Source organism: Rhodococcus sp. NPDC059968, from assembly GCF_042738615.1.
Taxonomy (GTDB): domain Bacteria; phylum Actinomycetota; class Actinomycetes; order Mycobacteriales; family Mycobacteriaceae; genus Rhodococcus_F.
This window is the reverse complement of the sequence record NZ_JBHWUE010000001.1, coordinates 292,725-309,596: the sequence shown is the minus strand read 5'-3', so window position 1 is coordinate 309,596 and position 16,872 is coordinate 292,725. Positions and strand designations below refer to the sequence as shown.

Below are 16,872 nucleotides of genomic sequence, written 5' to 3'. Positions count from 1 at the left end.
CTTGATCATCGGGGTCCTTCCGCCCATGCGGTGACCAGCGAAGACAACTCCGACGCCCAGCCACAGACCTTCTCGGCGTCCAGCACATCCGAGGAGAACGAGAAATACGCGTGGACGGGTCCGTCACCGATCGGCTCGTAGAAGCTCAGTGTCAGGTCCGAATCCGGAACACCCACCGGCACCGGCATCAGGCCGCCCAGTGCGTCGAGATGACCGAGCCTGGCCTGCTCGTGATGAACGAGCATGATCTGCGGACGCAGCACCGGCGTCTCGCCGATTGCCTCCACGACGTCGGCGAACGCCATGTCCTGGTTGTCCAGCGCGTCGAGATTCGCGGTGCGGATACGCCGCAGCAACTCCACGGGATCGGGGTCCCCGCTCGTATCCGTTCGCAACAGAACGATATTGAAGAAGCAGCCGACCAGCGCGTCCAGCGCCTCCTCCGTGCGTCCCGCGACGAGTGACCCCAGCGGAATGTCCGTGCCGGCGCCGTGCCGTGTCAGCACGGTGGCGAGTGCGGCCTGCAACACCATGAACAGGCTGGTGCCCGTGTCGCTCGCGAGCTTCTCAACCGCGCTGTGGAGTTCCGCGTCGATCTCGACCGGCACGATCTCCGCCGTCCGCGGTCCGCGAACGGCCGGGGCGGGCAGTTCGAGCCGGGACGGCATGCCGTCCAGCGTCTCCCGCCAGTAGTCGAGCTGACGCGACCGACGGCTGTCCGGGTCCCCGGGATCGCCGACGAGTGCCTGCGACCACACGACGTAGTCGGCGTATCCGACGGGCAGCGGTTCCCACGCGGGTTCCTCGCCGTGCGCGCGCGCGGCGTATGCGCCCATCAGATCTCCGAGCAACGGCACCACGGACCACTCGTCGACGGCGATGTAGTGCATCGCGAGAAGCAACGCCTGGGTGCCGTCGGCGCCGGTCACGAGATGCACCCGGAGCGGTGCGTGCTCGGTGAGATCGACGGGTTCCTGCGCCAATTCGAAGACCGTGCGGTGCACGTCTCCGTCCCCGACGTCGACGAGTTCGAGGGCGGGCCGCACCGCTTCCTGCGCGACGACGGTGCCCTCGGCCTCCACGTACACGGTCCGCAGCGGTTCGTGCCGGGACGTGACGTCGTCGAGAGCCTGCGCCAGGATCTCGGGGTCGACGGTGTCGCGAAGCTGCAGCGACAGCGCGTGACTGGCCCGCGCCTCGGCGCCGGCCGACCGGAACTGCTTCCAGAACCGGCGTTGCGGCCCGGACAACGGGAGCACCTCCGGCCTCGGGTGCGCCGCCGTCAGCATCGGCCTTCCGGTGGACGAGGCCCCCGCGACGATCGCGGCGAGTTCGGCCACCGTGGAACTGTCGAACACGTCCCGGATACCGACGTCGACGGCGAACCGCCCGCGGATCCGTCCCACCAACCGCATCGACGCCATGGAGTTGCCGCCGAGGTCGAAGAAGTTGTCGTGGATGCCCACCGACGGCAGGTGCAGGATGTCGGCGAACGCTGCGGCGATCTCCTTCTGCTCCGGCGTCTGCGGCGTGCCGTCCCCGGTCAAGGCCGACCAGTCCGGCAGCGGAAGCGCCTTGCGGTCAAGTTTGCCGTTGGGTGTCAACGGGAGGTCGCCGTCCAGCACGACCACGAGAGTCGGCACCATGTAGTCGGGCAACCGCGATGCGGCGTGTTCCCGCACCGCCTGCGGATCGATCTGCCCGGCTCCGTGACCGTCGGCCGGTGTCACATAGCCCACGAGCCGGACGATGTCGCCGGACCGGTCCGCGACGACCGCCGACTGCTTCACCGCCGGATGGCTTCCGAGGGCCGCGATGATCTCGCCGAGTTCGATGCGGAATCCACGGATCTTCACCTGGTCGTCGACGCGTCCGAGGAAGTCGATGTTGCCGTCGGCCCGCCAGCGCGCCCGGTCGCCGGTCCGGTACATCCGGGTGCCCGCGTCGCCGAAGGGGCTGGGCACGAACCGCGCCGACGTGAGGTCGGGCCGGCCGAGATATCCGCGCGCCAGTCCGCGTCCGGCGATGTACAACTCGCCCGCCACTCCCGGCGGCACCGGTTGCAGGCGGTCGTCGAGGACGTACGCCTGTTCGTTGGGATCGGGGATGCCGATCGGCACAGCCGAGTTCCATCCGGGCTGCGCCTGCCACAACGTGTTGTTGACGGTGGCCTCGGTGAGACCGTATGCGGCCAGCAGGTTGAGCCGTTCCGCCCAGCGTCCGATCAGTTCTGGCGGCACGGTCTCGGTGCCCACCAGCACGGTGCAGCCCTCGGGGACGTCGCATCCCGTCGGCAGCGCCGCCAGCAGGGACGGCGGAATGATCGCGTGCGTCACGGCGTGTGCGGTCATGAAATCGGTGAGTTCCGGTCCGGCGACGCGGGACTCGTCGGGCACGATGACCAGGCGGGACCCCGTGCACAGTGCCATCGACAACTCGAAGACCGCGACGTCGAATCCGATCGAGGCGAACTGCATCACCACCGAACCCGGAACGAGCTTCATCCGCTGTTCGGCGGTCGCGACGAGACTGGGAATCCCGTCGTGAGTGAGGATCGCGCCCTTGGGTTTACCGGTGGAGCCCGACGTGTAGATGACGTACGCGGCGTGGTCCAGGCCTTGCGGGGGCCGCGGCACCTGCAGGGCGGGCCCGCTCTCGAGTTCCGCGACGACGGCCGCGTCGTCGAGGAGAACGCGTGTGAGGCCGCCGTCCTCCGCGATGCGCGGGCTCTCCCCCACCGTGGTCACCAGCACCCGCGCGGCGGAGTCGGTGAGCATGTAGGAGATGCGGTCGGACGGGTGGTTCAGGTCGAGCGGTAGGTACGCCGCCCCGAGTTTCAGCACCCCGAGCACGACCGCGACCATCTGCGCCGACCTCGGGACCGCGAGTCCCACAACGTCTTCGACGGAGACCCCGCGGCGATGCAGCAGTGCGGCGACACGGTCGGCGCGAACACTCAGTTCCGCGTACGTCACCTCACCGTCGGTGTCGACGACGGCCACGGCGCCAGGGGTCGCCGCCACGTGGCGCGCGAACGCCTCGTAGAACGTCTCCTCCGCCACCGGGTGCGCGGTGTCGTTGAACCCGCACACCACCAGTTCACGTTCGTCGCCGAGGAACACGTCGAGGTCGCCGACCGCGCGACCCGAGTCGGACGCGACGGCGCCCAGCACCACGACCTGCCTGCGCGCGATCTTCTCCGCGGTGGCCCGGTCGAACAGGTCCGAACCGTATTCGAGGCGCAGTTCGACCCGGTCGTCGTCGAGATACTCGGTGAAGTTGAACACCAGGTCGAACTTGGACGTACGTTCCTCGAACGCCACCGGGGTGAGGGCCGGTCCGGGTGCGAGCGCCGAATCGGACGTCCGGCTGTGGTAGCCGACCATCACCTGGAACAACGGGTTCCGGGCCAGGGTCCGCGCCGGATTCACTTTCTCCACGACGGTTTCGAACGGGACGTCCGCATGCGAGAAGGCCGCCAGGTCGGTGTCGCGGACCCGTGCCAGCAGCTGGTCGAACGTGGGGTTGCCCGACACGTCCGTCCGCAACACCACGCTGTTGACGAAGAATCCGATCAGGTCGTCGAGACCCTGTTCGCTGCGACCGGCGACCGGCGCACCGATCGGCAGGTCGTCGCCCGCACCGAGACGGTGCAGCAACGCCGCCGACGCCGCGTGCAGCACCATGAACATGCTGGTGCCCGACGTCCGCGCGAGCGAGCGCAGGGCCCGTGTCGTCGCGGCGTCGAGCGTCGTCTCGATCGCACCGCCGGCGAAACTGGGCCGCGCCGGACGGGTGCGATCGGTGGGGAGCACCAACTCCTCCGGCGCCCCGTCGAGAGTCTTCGCCCAGTAGTCGAGTTGGCGGCTGACGAGGCTGGACGGGTCCTGCGGATCACCCAGAACGTCGCGCTGCCACAGCGTGTAGTCGGCGTACTGCACGTCGAGCGGCTCCCACGCCGGTGCCGAGCCCTGCGCGCGAGCGGTGTACGCCGTCATCAGGTCCCGCAGGAACGGGCGGTCCGACCATTCGTCGGTGGCGATGTGGTGCAACACGATGGCCAGCACCTGTTCGTCCGCGACCCGGATGAGGCTCGCGCGCACCGGGATCTCCGTCGCCAGGTCGAACGGGCGGCCGACGGTCTCGGTGACGAGCCGGACCAGATCGGCCTCGGTGCCGTCCACCACCGCGACGTCGGGGCGGGCATCGTCCAGGATCACCTGCACCGGTTCACCGTCGTGCTCCTCGAACACCGTTCGCAGCGATTCGTGTCGCGATACGACGTCGGTCAGCGCCTGCTCGAACAACCCGGGGTCCAGTGCATCCTGCAGTCGCAGGACGATCGGGAAGTTGTACGCGACGGCGGGGCCCGCCCCATCCCGACCTGACGCGCCTTCCATCTGCTGTAGGAGCCACAGCCGTTGTTGTGCAGCGGAGAGCGGCAGATGCTCGGGACGTGGCCTGGCCACCAGCACCGGACGCGTCGAAGCGGTGTCGTCGCCGATCCGGGCGGCGAGTTCGGCGACCGTCGGTGCCTCGAACAGGTCGCGCATGGTGAGGTCGGTGTCGAGCGCGGCCCGTGCCCGGCTGATCAGCCTGGTCGCCAGCAACGAATGACCGCCGAGGTCGAAGAAGTCGTCGTCGACCCCGGGGGCGGGCACGCCGAGGATCTCCCCGAACAACGCGGACAGCACCCGTTCTGGGTCGGTGCGCGGTTCCGTGCGCGCGCCGCCGCTGCGGCCGAGCACGTCGTCCGCCGACGGCAGCGCCTTCACGTCGAGTTTGCCGTTCACCGTCATGGGCAGGCTGTCGACCTCGATGACCGCGGCGGGCACCATGTAGTCCGGCAACGTTGCGCGCAGCGCCTGTGAGTACTTGTTAACGTCCCGCGGTTGATAAGTACTCACGACGGCGTAGCCGACGAGCCGTGTGAAACCACCCGCGCCCGAATCGACGACGACGACGGCCTGGCGAACGTCGTCCAAAGCTTCGAGCGCGGATGCGATTTCGCCGAGTTCCACCCGGTGACCGCGGATCTTCACCTGATCGTCGGTGCGGCCGAGGAAATCGAGACTCCCGTCCTCGCGTCGGCGGACGAGATCGCCCGTCCGATACATACGTACGGATTCCCGGAACGGGTCGGCGACGAACCGCTCCGCCGTCAGCGCGAACCGGTCGAGGTAGCCGCGCGCCAACCCGACCCCGGAGATGTACAGCTCGCCGGGAACACCGTCCGGAACCGGACGCAACCACGCGTCCAGCACGTAGGCGGACGTGTTCCAGATCGGGGTGCCGACGGTGGGTGTCGCGCTGTCGGCGGTGCCGGCACCGAGTGTGTTGATCGTGTACTCGGTGGGACCGTACAGGTTGTACCCGCACGTACCGTCCGTGTCGCGCAACCGGTTCCACACCGAATCCGACACCGCCTCGCCGCCGAGCAGTACGAGCGGCGGCCGGTGCCGCCCCGGACCGTCGTCGAGCAGACCCTCCTCGATCAGGTGCTGCGCGTAGGTCGGCGTCACGTTGACGACGTCGATCGCGTGGGTGTCGCAGTAGGCCACGAGCGCTTCGGCGTCACGCCGCAGGTTCTCGTCGCAGATGTGGACCTCGTGGCCTTCCACCAGCCACAGCAGTTCCTCCCACGACATGTCGAACGCGAACGACACGGTGTGCGCGATGCGCAGTCGCCGACCGCCCGCCGCGGTCACGACGGGTTCGAAGATCGCCTCCCGATGGTTGAACTGCATATTGGTCAGGCCGCGGTACGGGGTGACGACGCCCTTCGGCTTGCCCGTGGACCCGGACGTGTAGATGACGTACGCCGGATGGTCCAGGCGCCCGGGGGCTCCGGGCGCGAAACCGCCGAGTTCGGCCTCCGACAACGGTGCGGACGCGACCGCGCCGAAATCCAGGGTGTCGACGGTCAGCGTGTCGACCGTCGCAGCGGCGAGCGTTCCGTCGACCTCCGACGTGGTGACCAGGACCGTCGGACGCGCGTCGTCGAGCATCGCGACGAGCCGCTCGGCGGGGTGGTCCAGTTCGAGCGGCAGATACGCGGATCCGGTGCGCAGCACGGCGAACAGCGCGGTCACCATCTCCACCGACCGCGGCAGTGCGAGTGCGACGATCCGTTCCGGGCCCGCGCCGCGGGCCAGCAGGAGCCGGGCCATCCGGTTCACATCCGAATCGAGTTCGGCGTAGCTCACGATGCGGTCCCCGAACACCAGGGCCGTCTCGTCCGGCCGGCCGCGGGCCGCGTCGGCGAACAGATCGGCGATGGTCGCGTCGGGCAGGGCCTTCCACTCGACCGGCACAGGCTTTGCGGCACCGGCGATTCCGCCGACCACACCGGACAGGTCGGTGGACCATTCCTCGAGCACGGTCAGGTACCGCGACAGCATGCGTTCGACCCGCGACTCCGCGATCTTCTCGGGGTGGAACTCGAACTTCACCTTCACGCTCGCGCCCGGCGTCACGACGACCGTGACCGGGTAGTGCGTGTGATCGATGCTGTCACCGCCGCTGATGTCGTGCGCCGCATTGAGCGCCGACACCTGCTTCTCGTCCACGAAGTTCTGCAGCACGTACAGCACGTCGAACAGCTGCCGGTGCTCGGACACCCGCTGGATGGAGGCAAGCCCGAGGTAGTCGTACGGGGTCAGCGCCAACCGCTCCGACTGGGTTCGCCGGAGCAGATCGGTGACGGTCTCGTCGGCGCGCAGCGTCGTCCGGACGGGGACGGTGTTGAGGAACATTCCGGCCACCGCGTCGATGCCCGGGACCTCCGGTGGACGTCCGGCCACGGTGGTGCCGAACACGAGGTCCCGGCGTCCGGTCTCGATCCCGAGCACGACGGCCAGCGCGGCGTTCAGCACCGCGTTGAACGTGACACCGGCACCGCGGGCACCGGCACGAAGCCGTTCGCTCAGTTCCTCGGACAGCACCGCGTCCCGGCGCTGCGGCGGCTGCGGCTCCCCCGCGACCGTCGCGGCCAGCAGCGTCGGTTCGTCGAGGCCGCCGAGCGCGCCGGTCCATGCCGACTGCGCGGCGTCCGGCTCGCGGGTGGCCAGCCACTGCAGGTAGTCCTCGAAAGATCCTTCCGGGGCGGCGAACCCGGAGTCGTCGCCACCCGATTCGTAGAGGGCGAGCAGCTGGCCGACGACGAGGCCGTTGGACCATCCGTCCCAGAGCAGGAACTGCCGGTTGATCACCAGTCGGTCGTGGGAGTCGTCGAGCCGCAACACCATTGCCCGCCACAGCGGCGGGGAGGTGAGGTCGAACGGTGTCAGCCCGTCCTGCGCGGTCAGCTGTTCGGCGTAGGACGCGCGTTCGGGATCCTCGAGTTCCCGCAGGTCGAACTCGGTGATGGGCACGTCCAGCCCGGCGCCGAAGAACTGCACCGGCGCAGGCAGGCCTGCACTGACGAATCCCGCTCGCAGCGTGGGGTTGCGTCGCTGCAGGGTGCGCAGCGCGGCGGCGAGCCTGTCGGTGTCGAGGCGGTGCGCGAAGTCGAGTGAGAACTGTGCCGTGTAGATGTCGGCGCCGGAGTCGAACCCGGCCTGGAAGTAGAGACCCTCCTGCAGCGGCGACAGCGGCAGCACCGTGTCGACCCCGCTCGGGCTCGCCTCGACGATCCGGTCGATCTCCTCCTGCGTCAGCCCCACGAGGGGAAGGTCGGACGGCGTGAGCATCGCCGGTCCGTCGTGTTCTCCGGCGGCGTCCGCCAGTTCACGAAGCGCGGCCACCCAGCCGTCGCTCAACGCGAGGACGTCGGCCTCGCTCAGGTCGGCCTCCGACCAGGCGAAGACGGCCTGCAGTTCGGTGCCCCGCTCGGACTCCTCGCACAGGGCGTTGATCACCAGCCGGTAGGGGCCGCCGAGATCGGCATCGGGATCGGTCGCCAGCGAGTCGGATTCGATCGCGGGCGTCCAGGGTCCGGGCACCGCGTGCGGCATGCGGCCCAGGTAGTTGAACAGCACCTGCGATTCCGCCCGTGCCGCTAGAAGGCCAGCGGTGCGCGCGTTGACGTACCGCAGCATGCCGTAGCCGATGCCGCCGTCGGGGGCACCGCGCAGCTGTTCCTTGACGTCCTTGAGCGTCTCGAGTGCGCCCGTCCGGCTGCGCAACCGGACGGGGGTGACGTTGGTGATCCAGCCGACGGTCCGGGAGAGATCCACACCCTCGGCGAGTTCTTCTCGGCCGTGCCGCTCGAGGTCCACCAGCAGGTCGTTCTCGCGTCCACGGCCGGCGAGCCACCGGTCGGCCGACAGGCGCAGCGCCGCGAGCAGCACATCGGTGACGTCGGCGCCGACCACGGCGGGAACGGTGGTCAGCAGCGCCGTTGTGAGTTGCGGGTCCAGGACTACCGACCGCCGTGCGCCGCTGCTCACGACCGCGTGCCCGTCGGTGTCGGGCACCAGATCGGCACCCGGTTCGGTGACGCGCAGCCAGTGGTCGAGTTCGGCGAGCCGGCCGGGGTCCTGCGCCTGCTCGGTGACGATGCGGGCGAATCCGCGCAGCGACGTGGGCACCGGGTCGAGCGCCGCGTCCTGGCCGCTGTCGGCCGCCACCCATGCCATCGCGAGATCCTCGATCAGCGTCCGCCACGACACCCCGTCGATAACCAGATGGTGTGCGACGAGCAGGAGCCTGCCCAGCTCCTGCGGGCCGGCGTCGAACCACACCGCCGACAGCATGGTGCCGTCGTCGGGGTCGAGCCGGTCGGTCGCGGCGTCGGATTCTGCTGCCACGGTCTCGCGCATCGCGGCGGCGTCGAGTCCGGTGACGTCGACACGACGCAGTTCCAGGTCCGCGGATTCGGTGATCTCGAGCGACCACACGCCCGGTGCGTGCCGGGTGAGCTTCTGCCGCAGGCCGTCGTGATGACCGATCACCGAGTGCAGGGCGGCCGTCAGGACGGTGGCACTGGTGCCCGGCGGCGTGTGGAGCAGAACGGCCTGGTTGAAGCGGTTCTTTCCGCCGCTCCATTCGGACAGACGATGGACCACCGGCAGGGGCGACAGGACGCCGGTGCCCGAATCCTCCACGCGCGGGGCCGGCGCGACGACGGTGGCCGCGACCAGTCGCGCGAGCGCGGCCGGCGTCCGCTGCTCGAAGATCTGCCGCGGGGTGACGGTGATTCCCTCCCGGCGAGCGAGATTCACCAGTCGGATGGCGAGGATGCTGTCGCCGCCGAGCGCGAAGAAGTCGTCGTCCACGCCGACGGTCCCGAGACCGAGAACCTCGGCGTAGTGGGCGGCCAGCACCACTGCCGGTCCGCTCGCCACGACCGGCGCGGAGGTTGCCTGGCCCGAAGTCATTTGCGCCGCGAAGTCAGGCGCGGGAAGCGCTTTGCGGTCCAGCTTCCCGCTGGGGCCGAGCGGGAACTCGGGCACGTTCACGAACGCGACGGGCACCATGAACTCCGGCAGGGCCGCGGCCAGGCGCGCACGGACATCGTCGACGTCGGCGTCCCCGACGACGTACCCGACCAGCTGTTGCTGACCGGGCCGGTCCGTGCGCACGACGGCGGCGGCCTGTCGCACTCCGGGGCAGGCGGCCATCTGGGCTTCGATCTCGCCCAGTTCGATGCGGAAGCCGCGCAACTTCACCTGATCGTCGACTCGGCCGAGGTATTCGACCGCACCGTCGGCGTCGACCCGGGCGACGTCACCGGTGCGGTACATGCGGGACCCGGTGCGGGAGAACGGATCGGCGACGAAACGCTCGGCGCTCAACCCGGGCCTGCCCAGGTAGCCGCGGGCCAGCTGTGGTCCCGACAGGTACAGCTCACCGGCAGCGCCCGCGGGCACCGGTTGCAGGTACCGATCGAGGACGTACAGGCCGGTGTTGGACGTCGGCAGGCCGATCGGCACGGACGGCGCGGACGCGTCGATTCCCTGCACCGATGCGGCGTAACTGACGTCGACCGACGCCTCGGTCGGACCGTAGAGGTTGTCGAGTTCCACTCCCGGCAGGAGTTCGGCGACGCGCCGCGCGGATGCCACGGGAAGCGCCTCACCGCTGCACGAGATGATCCGGAGCCCGGTGCACCGCGCCGCGGCGGGTTCGGCGAGGAACACCTCGAGCATCGAGGGCACGAAATGCACGCGCGTGATCGACTGCCGGATGATGACGTCGGCGAGGTACGCCGGGTCCTTGTGGCCGTCCGGCCGCGCCAGCACGAGAGTCGCCCCCGCGAGCAGCGGCCCGAAGAATTCCAGCACCGACACGTCGAAGCTGGACGGCGTCTTCTGGAACACGTTGTCCGAAGGGGTGATCGGCCGGAACAGCTGAACCCACAGCAGACGGTTGACGATGCCGGCGTGCGGTATGACGACCCCCTTGGGCCGTCCCGTCGAGCCCGACGTGTAGATCACGTAGGCGGGGTGCTGCGGCGTGAGCGCGACACCGGTCAGCGGCTCGGGCGAGAACCGGTCGGCGTCCGACACCCGGACCTGCGGAACGCCGGACCCGGAGAACGGCACGGTGCCGTCGGTGAGAACGCACACCGGTTCCGCGTCCTCCAGCATGTACGCCAGCCGGTCCGCGGGGTAACCGGTGTCGAGCGGAACGTAGGCGCCGCCCGCCTTCCCGACCGCGAGGAGCGCCACCATCAGGTCCAGCGAACGGGGCAGTGCCACCGCCACCTTCGACTCGGGTGCAACCCCGCGGTCGACGAGCAACCGGGCGAGGCGGTTGGCGCGCGCGTGCAGTTCGGCGTAGGTGAGGTGTTCGTCCTCGAACACGACGGCCACCGCCTCGGGTGTCCGTGCGGCCTGCTCCTCGAGCAGTGCCGTCACCGTCGTCTCGGGGAACTCCACCTCGACATCGCGCAGTGCCGCCTCGATCGGCTGACGCGACGCCAGCGCAACGGACGACACGTTCTGGTCGACGTCCCGGGTCAGCTCCGCGAGATACGCCAAAGTCGACTCGGCGAACCGGGTCGCGGTCGCCGCATCGATGCGGGCGGCGTCGTACTTCAGCTCGAGTGTCAGCGCGTCACCGGGCACGACGATCAGTGTCATCGGGTACGGCGGGTGCTCGTCGAAGCGGATGCCGGTCAACTGCACCGCACCGGTGGGATCCGCGACCGCGCCGTCGCCGAGCGGATAGTTCTCGAACACGACGAGCGTCTCGAACAGGTTCTGCAGTCCCGCTTCCCGGCGCAGCTCGGGCAGGCCGAGGTGCTGGTGATCGAGCAGCGTCGACTGCTCGTGCTGCCACCGGGCGAGGGTCTCGGCCACCGTGTCGGTTGGCCGGTACCGCAGCCGGGTGGGCACGGTATTGATGAACAGGCCCACCATGGTCTCGATACCGGGCAGGTCCCCGCCGCGGCCCGACACCGTCGAACCGAACACCACGTCCTCCCGGCCGGTGAGGCGGCCGAGGACCAGACCCCACGTGCCGTGCACGAGGGTGCTGAGCGTCAATCCGCGGGCCCGGCCCACCGCGGAGAGCGCAGCGGTGTCGTCCGACGGCAGTGCCGCCCGGACACTGCGGATCCCGGACTCCCCCTTCGACGAGGGCTTCGGGAGTTCCACCGGCTCGGGGGCGTCGGCGAGCGCGTCCCGCCACACGGCGAGCGACGCCTGACGGTCGCGCGCCCCCAGCCATTCGAGATAGCTCCGGTACGGCGTGGGCGTCGGCAGTGCCAGCGGCTTCCCCTCGACGCTGTAGAGGGCCATCAGTTCCCGCAACATCACCGGCACCGACCACCCGTCGGCGACGATGTGGTGAATCGACTGCAGCAGAAGGAACTTCTGCGGCACATTTTCCGTCGCGTCGCTCGCCCCGGACGCCACCCGCGCGAGCGTGTAACGCAGCAGGGGGTCGCGGCCGAAGTCGAATCCCCGGGCCCGGTCTGCCGCCAGCACCTGTTCCACGCGCTGCTCCGGGTCCGCGACGCCGGTCAGGTCGAGCACCTCCATCGGAACGCGGACGTCCTCGCCGACCACTTGCACCACCCGGCCGTCCGATACCGCCCGCACGCCGACGCGGAGGGCCGCGTGCCGGTCGACGACCGCCTGCAGCCCGCGGTGCAACGCCGCGGCGTCGACGGGCCCGGTCAGTTCGATCACCTGCTGCACCACATACGGATCCGTGCCGGTGTCCTCGAACGCCGACTGGAAGTAGATGCCCTGCTGCAGCGGTGTCAACGGAAGCACGTCGACCGCCCCCGCCAGCGCGTCCACGTCCGGCTGCGTCAGCGACACGAGCGGGAAGTCCGAAGGCGTGTGACCGCCGAGACGGTCGATTCCGGCAAGCACCCGCAGCACTGCGGTCCACTCGTCGGCGAGCGCGACGACGGCGTCACGGGTGAGCACACCGGGCGCCCACGTCAGCGTCGTGCGCAGGACGGGGCCGTCGGCGCCGTCCTCGGCGATCACGTCGAACGCCAGGGCGTGTCCGAGCGGCATCCGCGGGTCGTCGGCGGCGCCCATGGCTCGGGGCAGCCAGTCGACGCCCTCCGCGGACGTCACCCGCCCGAGGTAGTTGAACAGCACCTGCGGGGTCGGTGCGTGCGCAAGTTCCGGCGTCGGGACACCGAGGTAGCGCAACGCGCCGTAGCCGAACCCGGAACCCGGGATGCGGCGCAACTGGTCCTTGACCGCCTTCAGGGCGTCGGCGATTCCCGTCTCGCCGACCGCCGCACCGGGGTCGAGCACCACCGGGTAGACGGTGGTGAACCAGCCGACGGTCCGGGAGAGGTCGAGGGCGGGTCCGTCGCTGCGGCGCACGAGGTCTTCCTCGCGTCCGTGTCCCTCGAGATCGAGGAGCACGGGGCCCGGCCCGCCGTCTCGCCACTTCTGCAGCGCCACCGCGACACCGGTGAGGAGTGCGTCGTTGACGTGGCCGTGGAACGCTGCGGGCACGGTGGAGAGCAGCGGCCGGGTGAACTCCGGCGGCAATGTCACCGTGAGGGTTTCGGCGTCGCCGGCGAGGTCGAGGGCCGGGTCGAGCGCACGTGAGCCGAGGAGTGGGTCTTCGGTGGTCGCCACGTCCGCCCAGAAGGACAGTTCGTGGTCGAAGGCACCCGACCGCGTCTGCTCGTCGAGCAGCTCGGACCAGCGGCGCAGCGACGTTCCGACCGGAGCGAGTTCGGGGACGCCCCCGGCCGCCACAGCTGTTCCCGCGCGGGCGAGGTCTTCGAGAATGATGCGCCAGGACACCCCGTCGACCACCAGGTGGTGGCCGATCAGCAACAACCGGCCGGGACCGTCGGCCGCGGAGAAGAGGACGGCCTGCACCATCGTGCCCGCATCCGGGTCGAGCCTGCCGACGGCAGCCCGCGTCTCGACGTCGAGTTGCTCGGCGCTGCCGCCGAATTCGACGACCCGCAGGATTCCGTCGACCGCCGCCGGGGACGGTTCCGGCACGGACAGCGTCCAGCGGTCGCCGCGGACGAGCGTCGCGCGCAGGGCGTCGTGCCGCTCGAGTACCGCTGCCAGGGCCGCCTTCGCGGCATGCTCGTCGAGGGCGGCCGGAGTCTGCACGAGCACCGACTGGTGGAACGCGGCGATCTCGCCACCCCGCTCCGCGGTGCGGGCGACGATCGGGGTGCTGCGGACGTCACCGACGGCGACGTCGTCGGAGTCTACGGCGGCCGCGGTCCGGCCGTCCTGGACCCGGGCGAGCGCCTCGGCGGTGCGGAGCTGGAAGATCTCCCGCGGGCTGATCGAAAGCCCTTCCCGCCGACCGTGGTTGACCAGCTGAATCGCGACGATGCTGTCGCCGCCCAGCGCGAAGAAGTCGTCGGTGACGCCCACCGACTCCACCCCGAGGACGCCCGCCATCAGCGCACACAGGGTTTCCTCGGCAGCGGTGCGGGGTGCGACGTTCTCGCCTGCCGCGCCGAGATCCGGCTCGGGCAGCGCACGCCGGTCCAATTTTCCGTTGGGGGTGAGCGGGAACCGATCGAGGACGACGAACGCCGACGGCACCATGTACTCCGGCAGCTTCGACGACGCCCAGACCCGCAGCTCGGCGACGTCCGGTACCGAATCCTGCTTCGCCACGACGTAGGCCGCGAGATACTTTGTCCCCGAAGTTGTCTCCCGCACGACGACGGCACTGTGCCGGACGGCGGGATGCGACACGATGCCCGCCTCGACGTCCTCGAGTTCGAGGCGCATGCCCCGGATCTTCACCTGATTGTCGGCGCGGCCGAGGAAGTCGAGGGAACCGTCCGCCGCCCACCGTGCGAGGTCACCGGTTCGATACAACCGGGAGCCGTCATTCGTGAACGGGTTGGCGACGAAGCGGGACGCCGTGAGCCCCGGAGCGTCCACGTAACCGCGGCCGAGGAGGAATCCGCCGGCGTACAACTCACCGCCGGTGCCGAGCGGCACCGGGTTCAGGTGTTCGTCCAGCACATACAGCTGCGTGTTGGGGTTCGGGCGTCCGATCGACGTCGCGATCCGCGCGGCGTCCTCCCGGTAGATCACATGCGACACCCCGATCGTCGCCTCCGCAGGGCCGTAGCCGTGGTACAGCGTGATGGCGAGCTGCGATCGGAACCTCTCGAACAGACGCGGTGTGAGAACCTCACCGCCGCACCACACGTGCTTCAGCGCCGCCAGCCGATCCGTGCCCCGTGACAGGTCGAGCAGCACGTCCAGCATCGACGACACGAGGTAGACGAACGTCACCGACTCGCGGGCGATCAGGTCCAGCAGGTACTGCGGGTCCCGTTCCCCGCCGGGCTCGGCCACCACCAGCCGGCCACCCGCCACCAGGGGCAGCAGAATCTCGTTCACGGAGATGTCGAACGACAGCGGCGCCTTGAACAGCGACGCGTCCGCGGGCCCGAACCCCAGGATGTCGTCGCGCTGCCACAGCAGTCGCGCGCACACGGCCTCGTGGCGGATCATGGCACCCTTGGGCCTACCCGTCGAACCCGACGTGAAGATGACATACGCCAGCCGCGAACCCTGCACTGTCACCGCGGGCGGCTCGGTGGACTGCTCCGCGTATGCCCACGCCGCGAGGTCGACCGGCACGGCCCGCTCCCCCGCGTCGGTGACTCCGCCGGGTCCGGTGAGAACGAGCGCGGCCCCGGCGTCGGCGAGGACCGACATCCGGCGGTCTTCCGGCCACGACGGGTCGAGGGGCACGAACGCCCCACCCGAACACATGACGGCGAGCAGTCCGATCACCATTTCCGCCGACCGCGGAAGACCGACCGCCACAACCGTTTCCGCTTCGACACCGCGGGCGCGCAGGTGATGGGACAGCTGCGCGACGCGTTCCCCGAGTTCCCGGTAGGTGAGCCGGATGTCGCCGGCGATCAGGGCCTCGGCATCCGGCGTCCGCGACACCTGAGCGTGGAACAGGTCCGGAACCGTCACCGATTCCTGCGGGGACGCCGTGTCGTTGAACTCCACCAGCAACTGCCTGCGCTCGGCCTCGGTCATCGGATCGAGCGACGCAATGGGCTGCGACGGGTCGGTGACGAACTGCCCGACGAAGTGCTCGAGCCTGCGGCGATGCTCCTCGAGCTCGGCCACGAGACCCGCCGGCGCCCGGAGATCGATCTGGATGGGCTCCGAATCCTGCCCACCGCGGATGGAGAAATCGAGGTCGCGGACCGGTCCGGTGGCCGAACCCCGCACCCACGCCGGGAACCCGCCGAACGTCAGCGAGTGCTCGAACATCATGGAATTGATTCCGGGACCGAAGATCTGACGGTCCGGATCGATCGACCGCAGGTCGCGGGCGAGGTCCTCACCGCGGTAGCGCCCGTGCCGCAGCACCGAGATCAGCGTCGTGTCGATTCGGGTGGCGAGCTCGCCCACCGTCATCTCGGGATCGACCTGCACCCGGAGCGGCAGGATCGTCGAGCACATTCCGGGGATGCGGCGCAGTTCGCGGCCGACCCGCGCCGTCATCGGCAGCGACAACGTGAGGTCGCGGCGGCCGGTGAACCGGTGGATGTACGCCACGACCGCGGCGAGCGGCAGCCGGGTGCGCCTGATCCCGGCGTCGGAGGCGAAGGTGTAGATCGCGTCGGCATCGTCCGCGTCGATCTCGACGAGGGCGGAGATCGGCGACCCGGAGTGGTCGACGACATGCGGGAGCAGCCGAGGCGGCTCCGGTGCGTCGATCACCTGCTGGATCCAGAAGTCGCGGTCGGACTCGAAGCGCGTCGACCCACGGTAGTCGTGGTCGGACGCCACGAGCGTGTCGAGGGGCCACGACGCCGTGGACGTCTCGAGTTCCGGGTGGTCGTATCGATCGACGACGTCGGCCACGAGCAGGGTGATGCCGTATCCGTCGATGAGGCTGTGGTGGTAGCGCTGGTACCAGATCACCGACTCGTCCCCGGTGCGCAGCAGGGCGTGCCGGAACAGCGGTTCGTCGCCCTCGATGTCGACCACGGTCGCCATGTCGCGATCCATCCACGCGCGCGCAGACGCTTCGGGATCCTCTTCGCCGACCAGGTCCACGACAGCGAGCGTCCACCCGCCCGGAGCTGTCGGCACCTGCAGCAGTTCGTTGCCGGCGCTGCGCTCGAAACGCACGTGCAGGGCTTCGGCCCGCTCGACGGTCTTCTGGATCGCCGCGGCGGCACGGTCCAGGTCGATCCGGCCCGCGACCTCGACGACGAGCGAGAGGTTGTAGACCGGGCTGCCCGGGTTCAACTGCTGTCCGACCCACACCTCGGACTGCGCGGCCGTCAGTGGCAACGCGACACGCGTCGAAGCGGAGAGAGCCGAGGAAGGAGCGCTCTCAGCCGAAATGGTCTGAGGGCGAGCAGCCGCCGAGTGGTCCGGAGACATGGGTGATCCGATCGTCCGTCGAGAGTGCCCGTCCAACGACGGGCACCCGAGGAGTTTAGGTTAGGCTACCCACTAGCAACAACCCGGTTGC

The 16,872-nt window shown here is 69.7% G+C and carries 1 protein-coding gene; it reads right to left on the bottom strand.

The genetic code is table 11. The annotated features are described in order from the left end of the window. Nucleotides 1-5 precede the first annotated feature (5 nt). A complete protein-coding gene (locus ACFWAY_RS01390; protein ID WP_378509612.1) occupies nt 6-16,781 on the bottom strand; it encodes an amino acid adenylation domain-containing protein in 16,776 nt (5,591 codons plus the stop codon). Between the last annotated feature and the right edge of the window lie 91 nt (nt 16,782-16,872).

Bases quoted from the DNA above. Each gene is read 5' to 3' on its own strand.
- ACFWAY_RS01390 (WP_378509612.1), bottom strand. From the start codon at position 16,781: ATGTCTCCGGACCACTCGGCGGCTGCTCGCCCTCAGACCATTTCGGCT.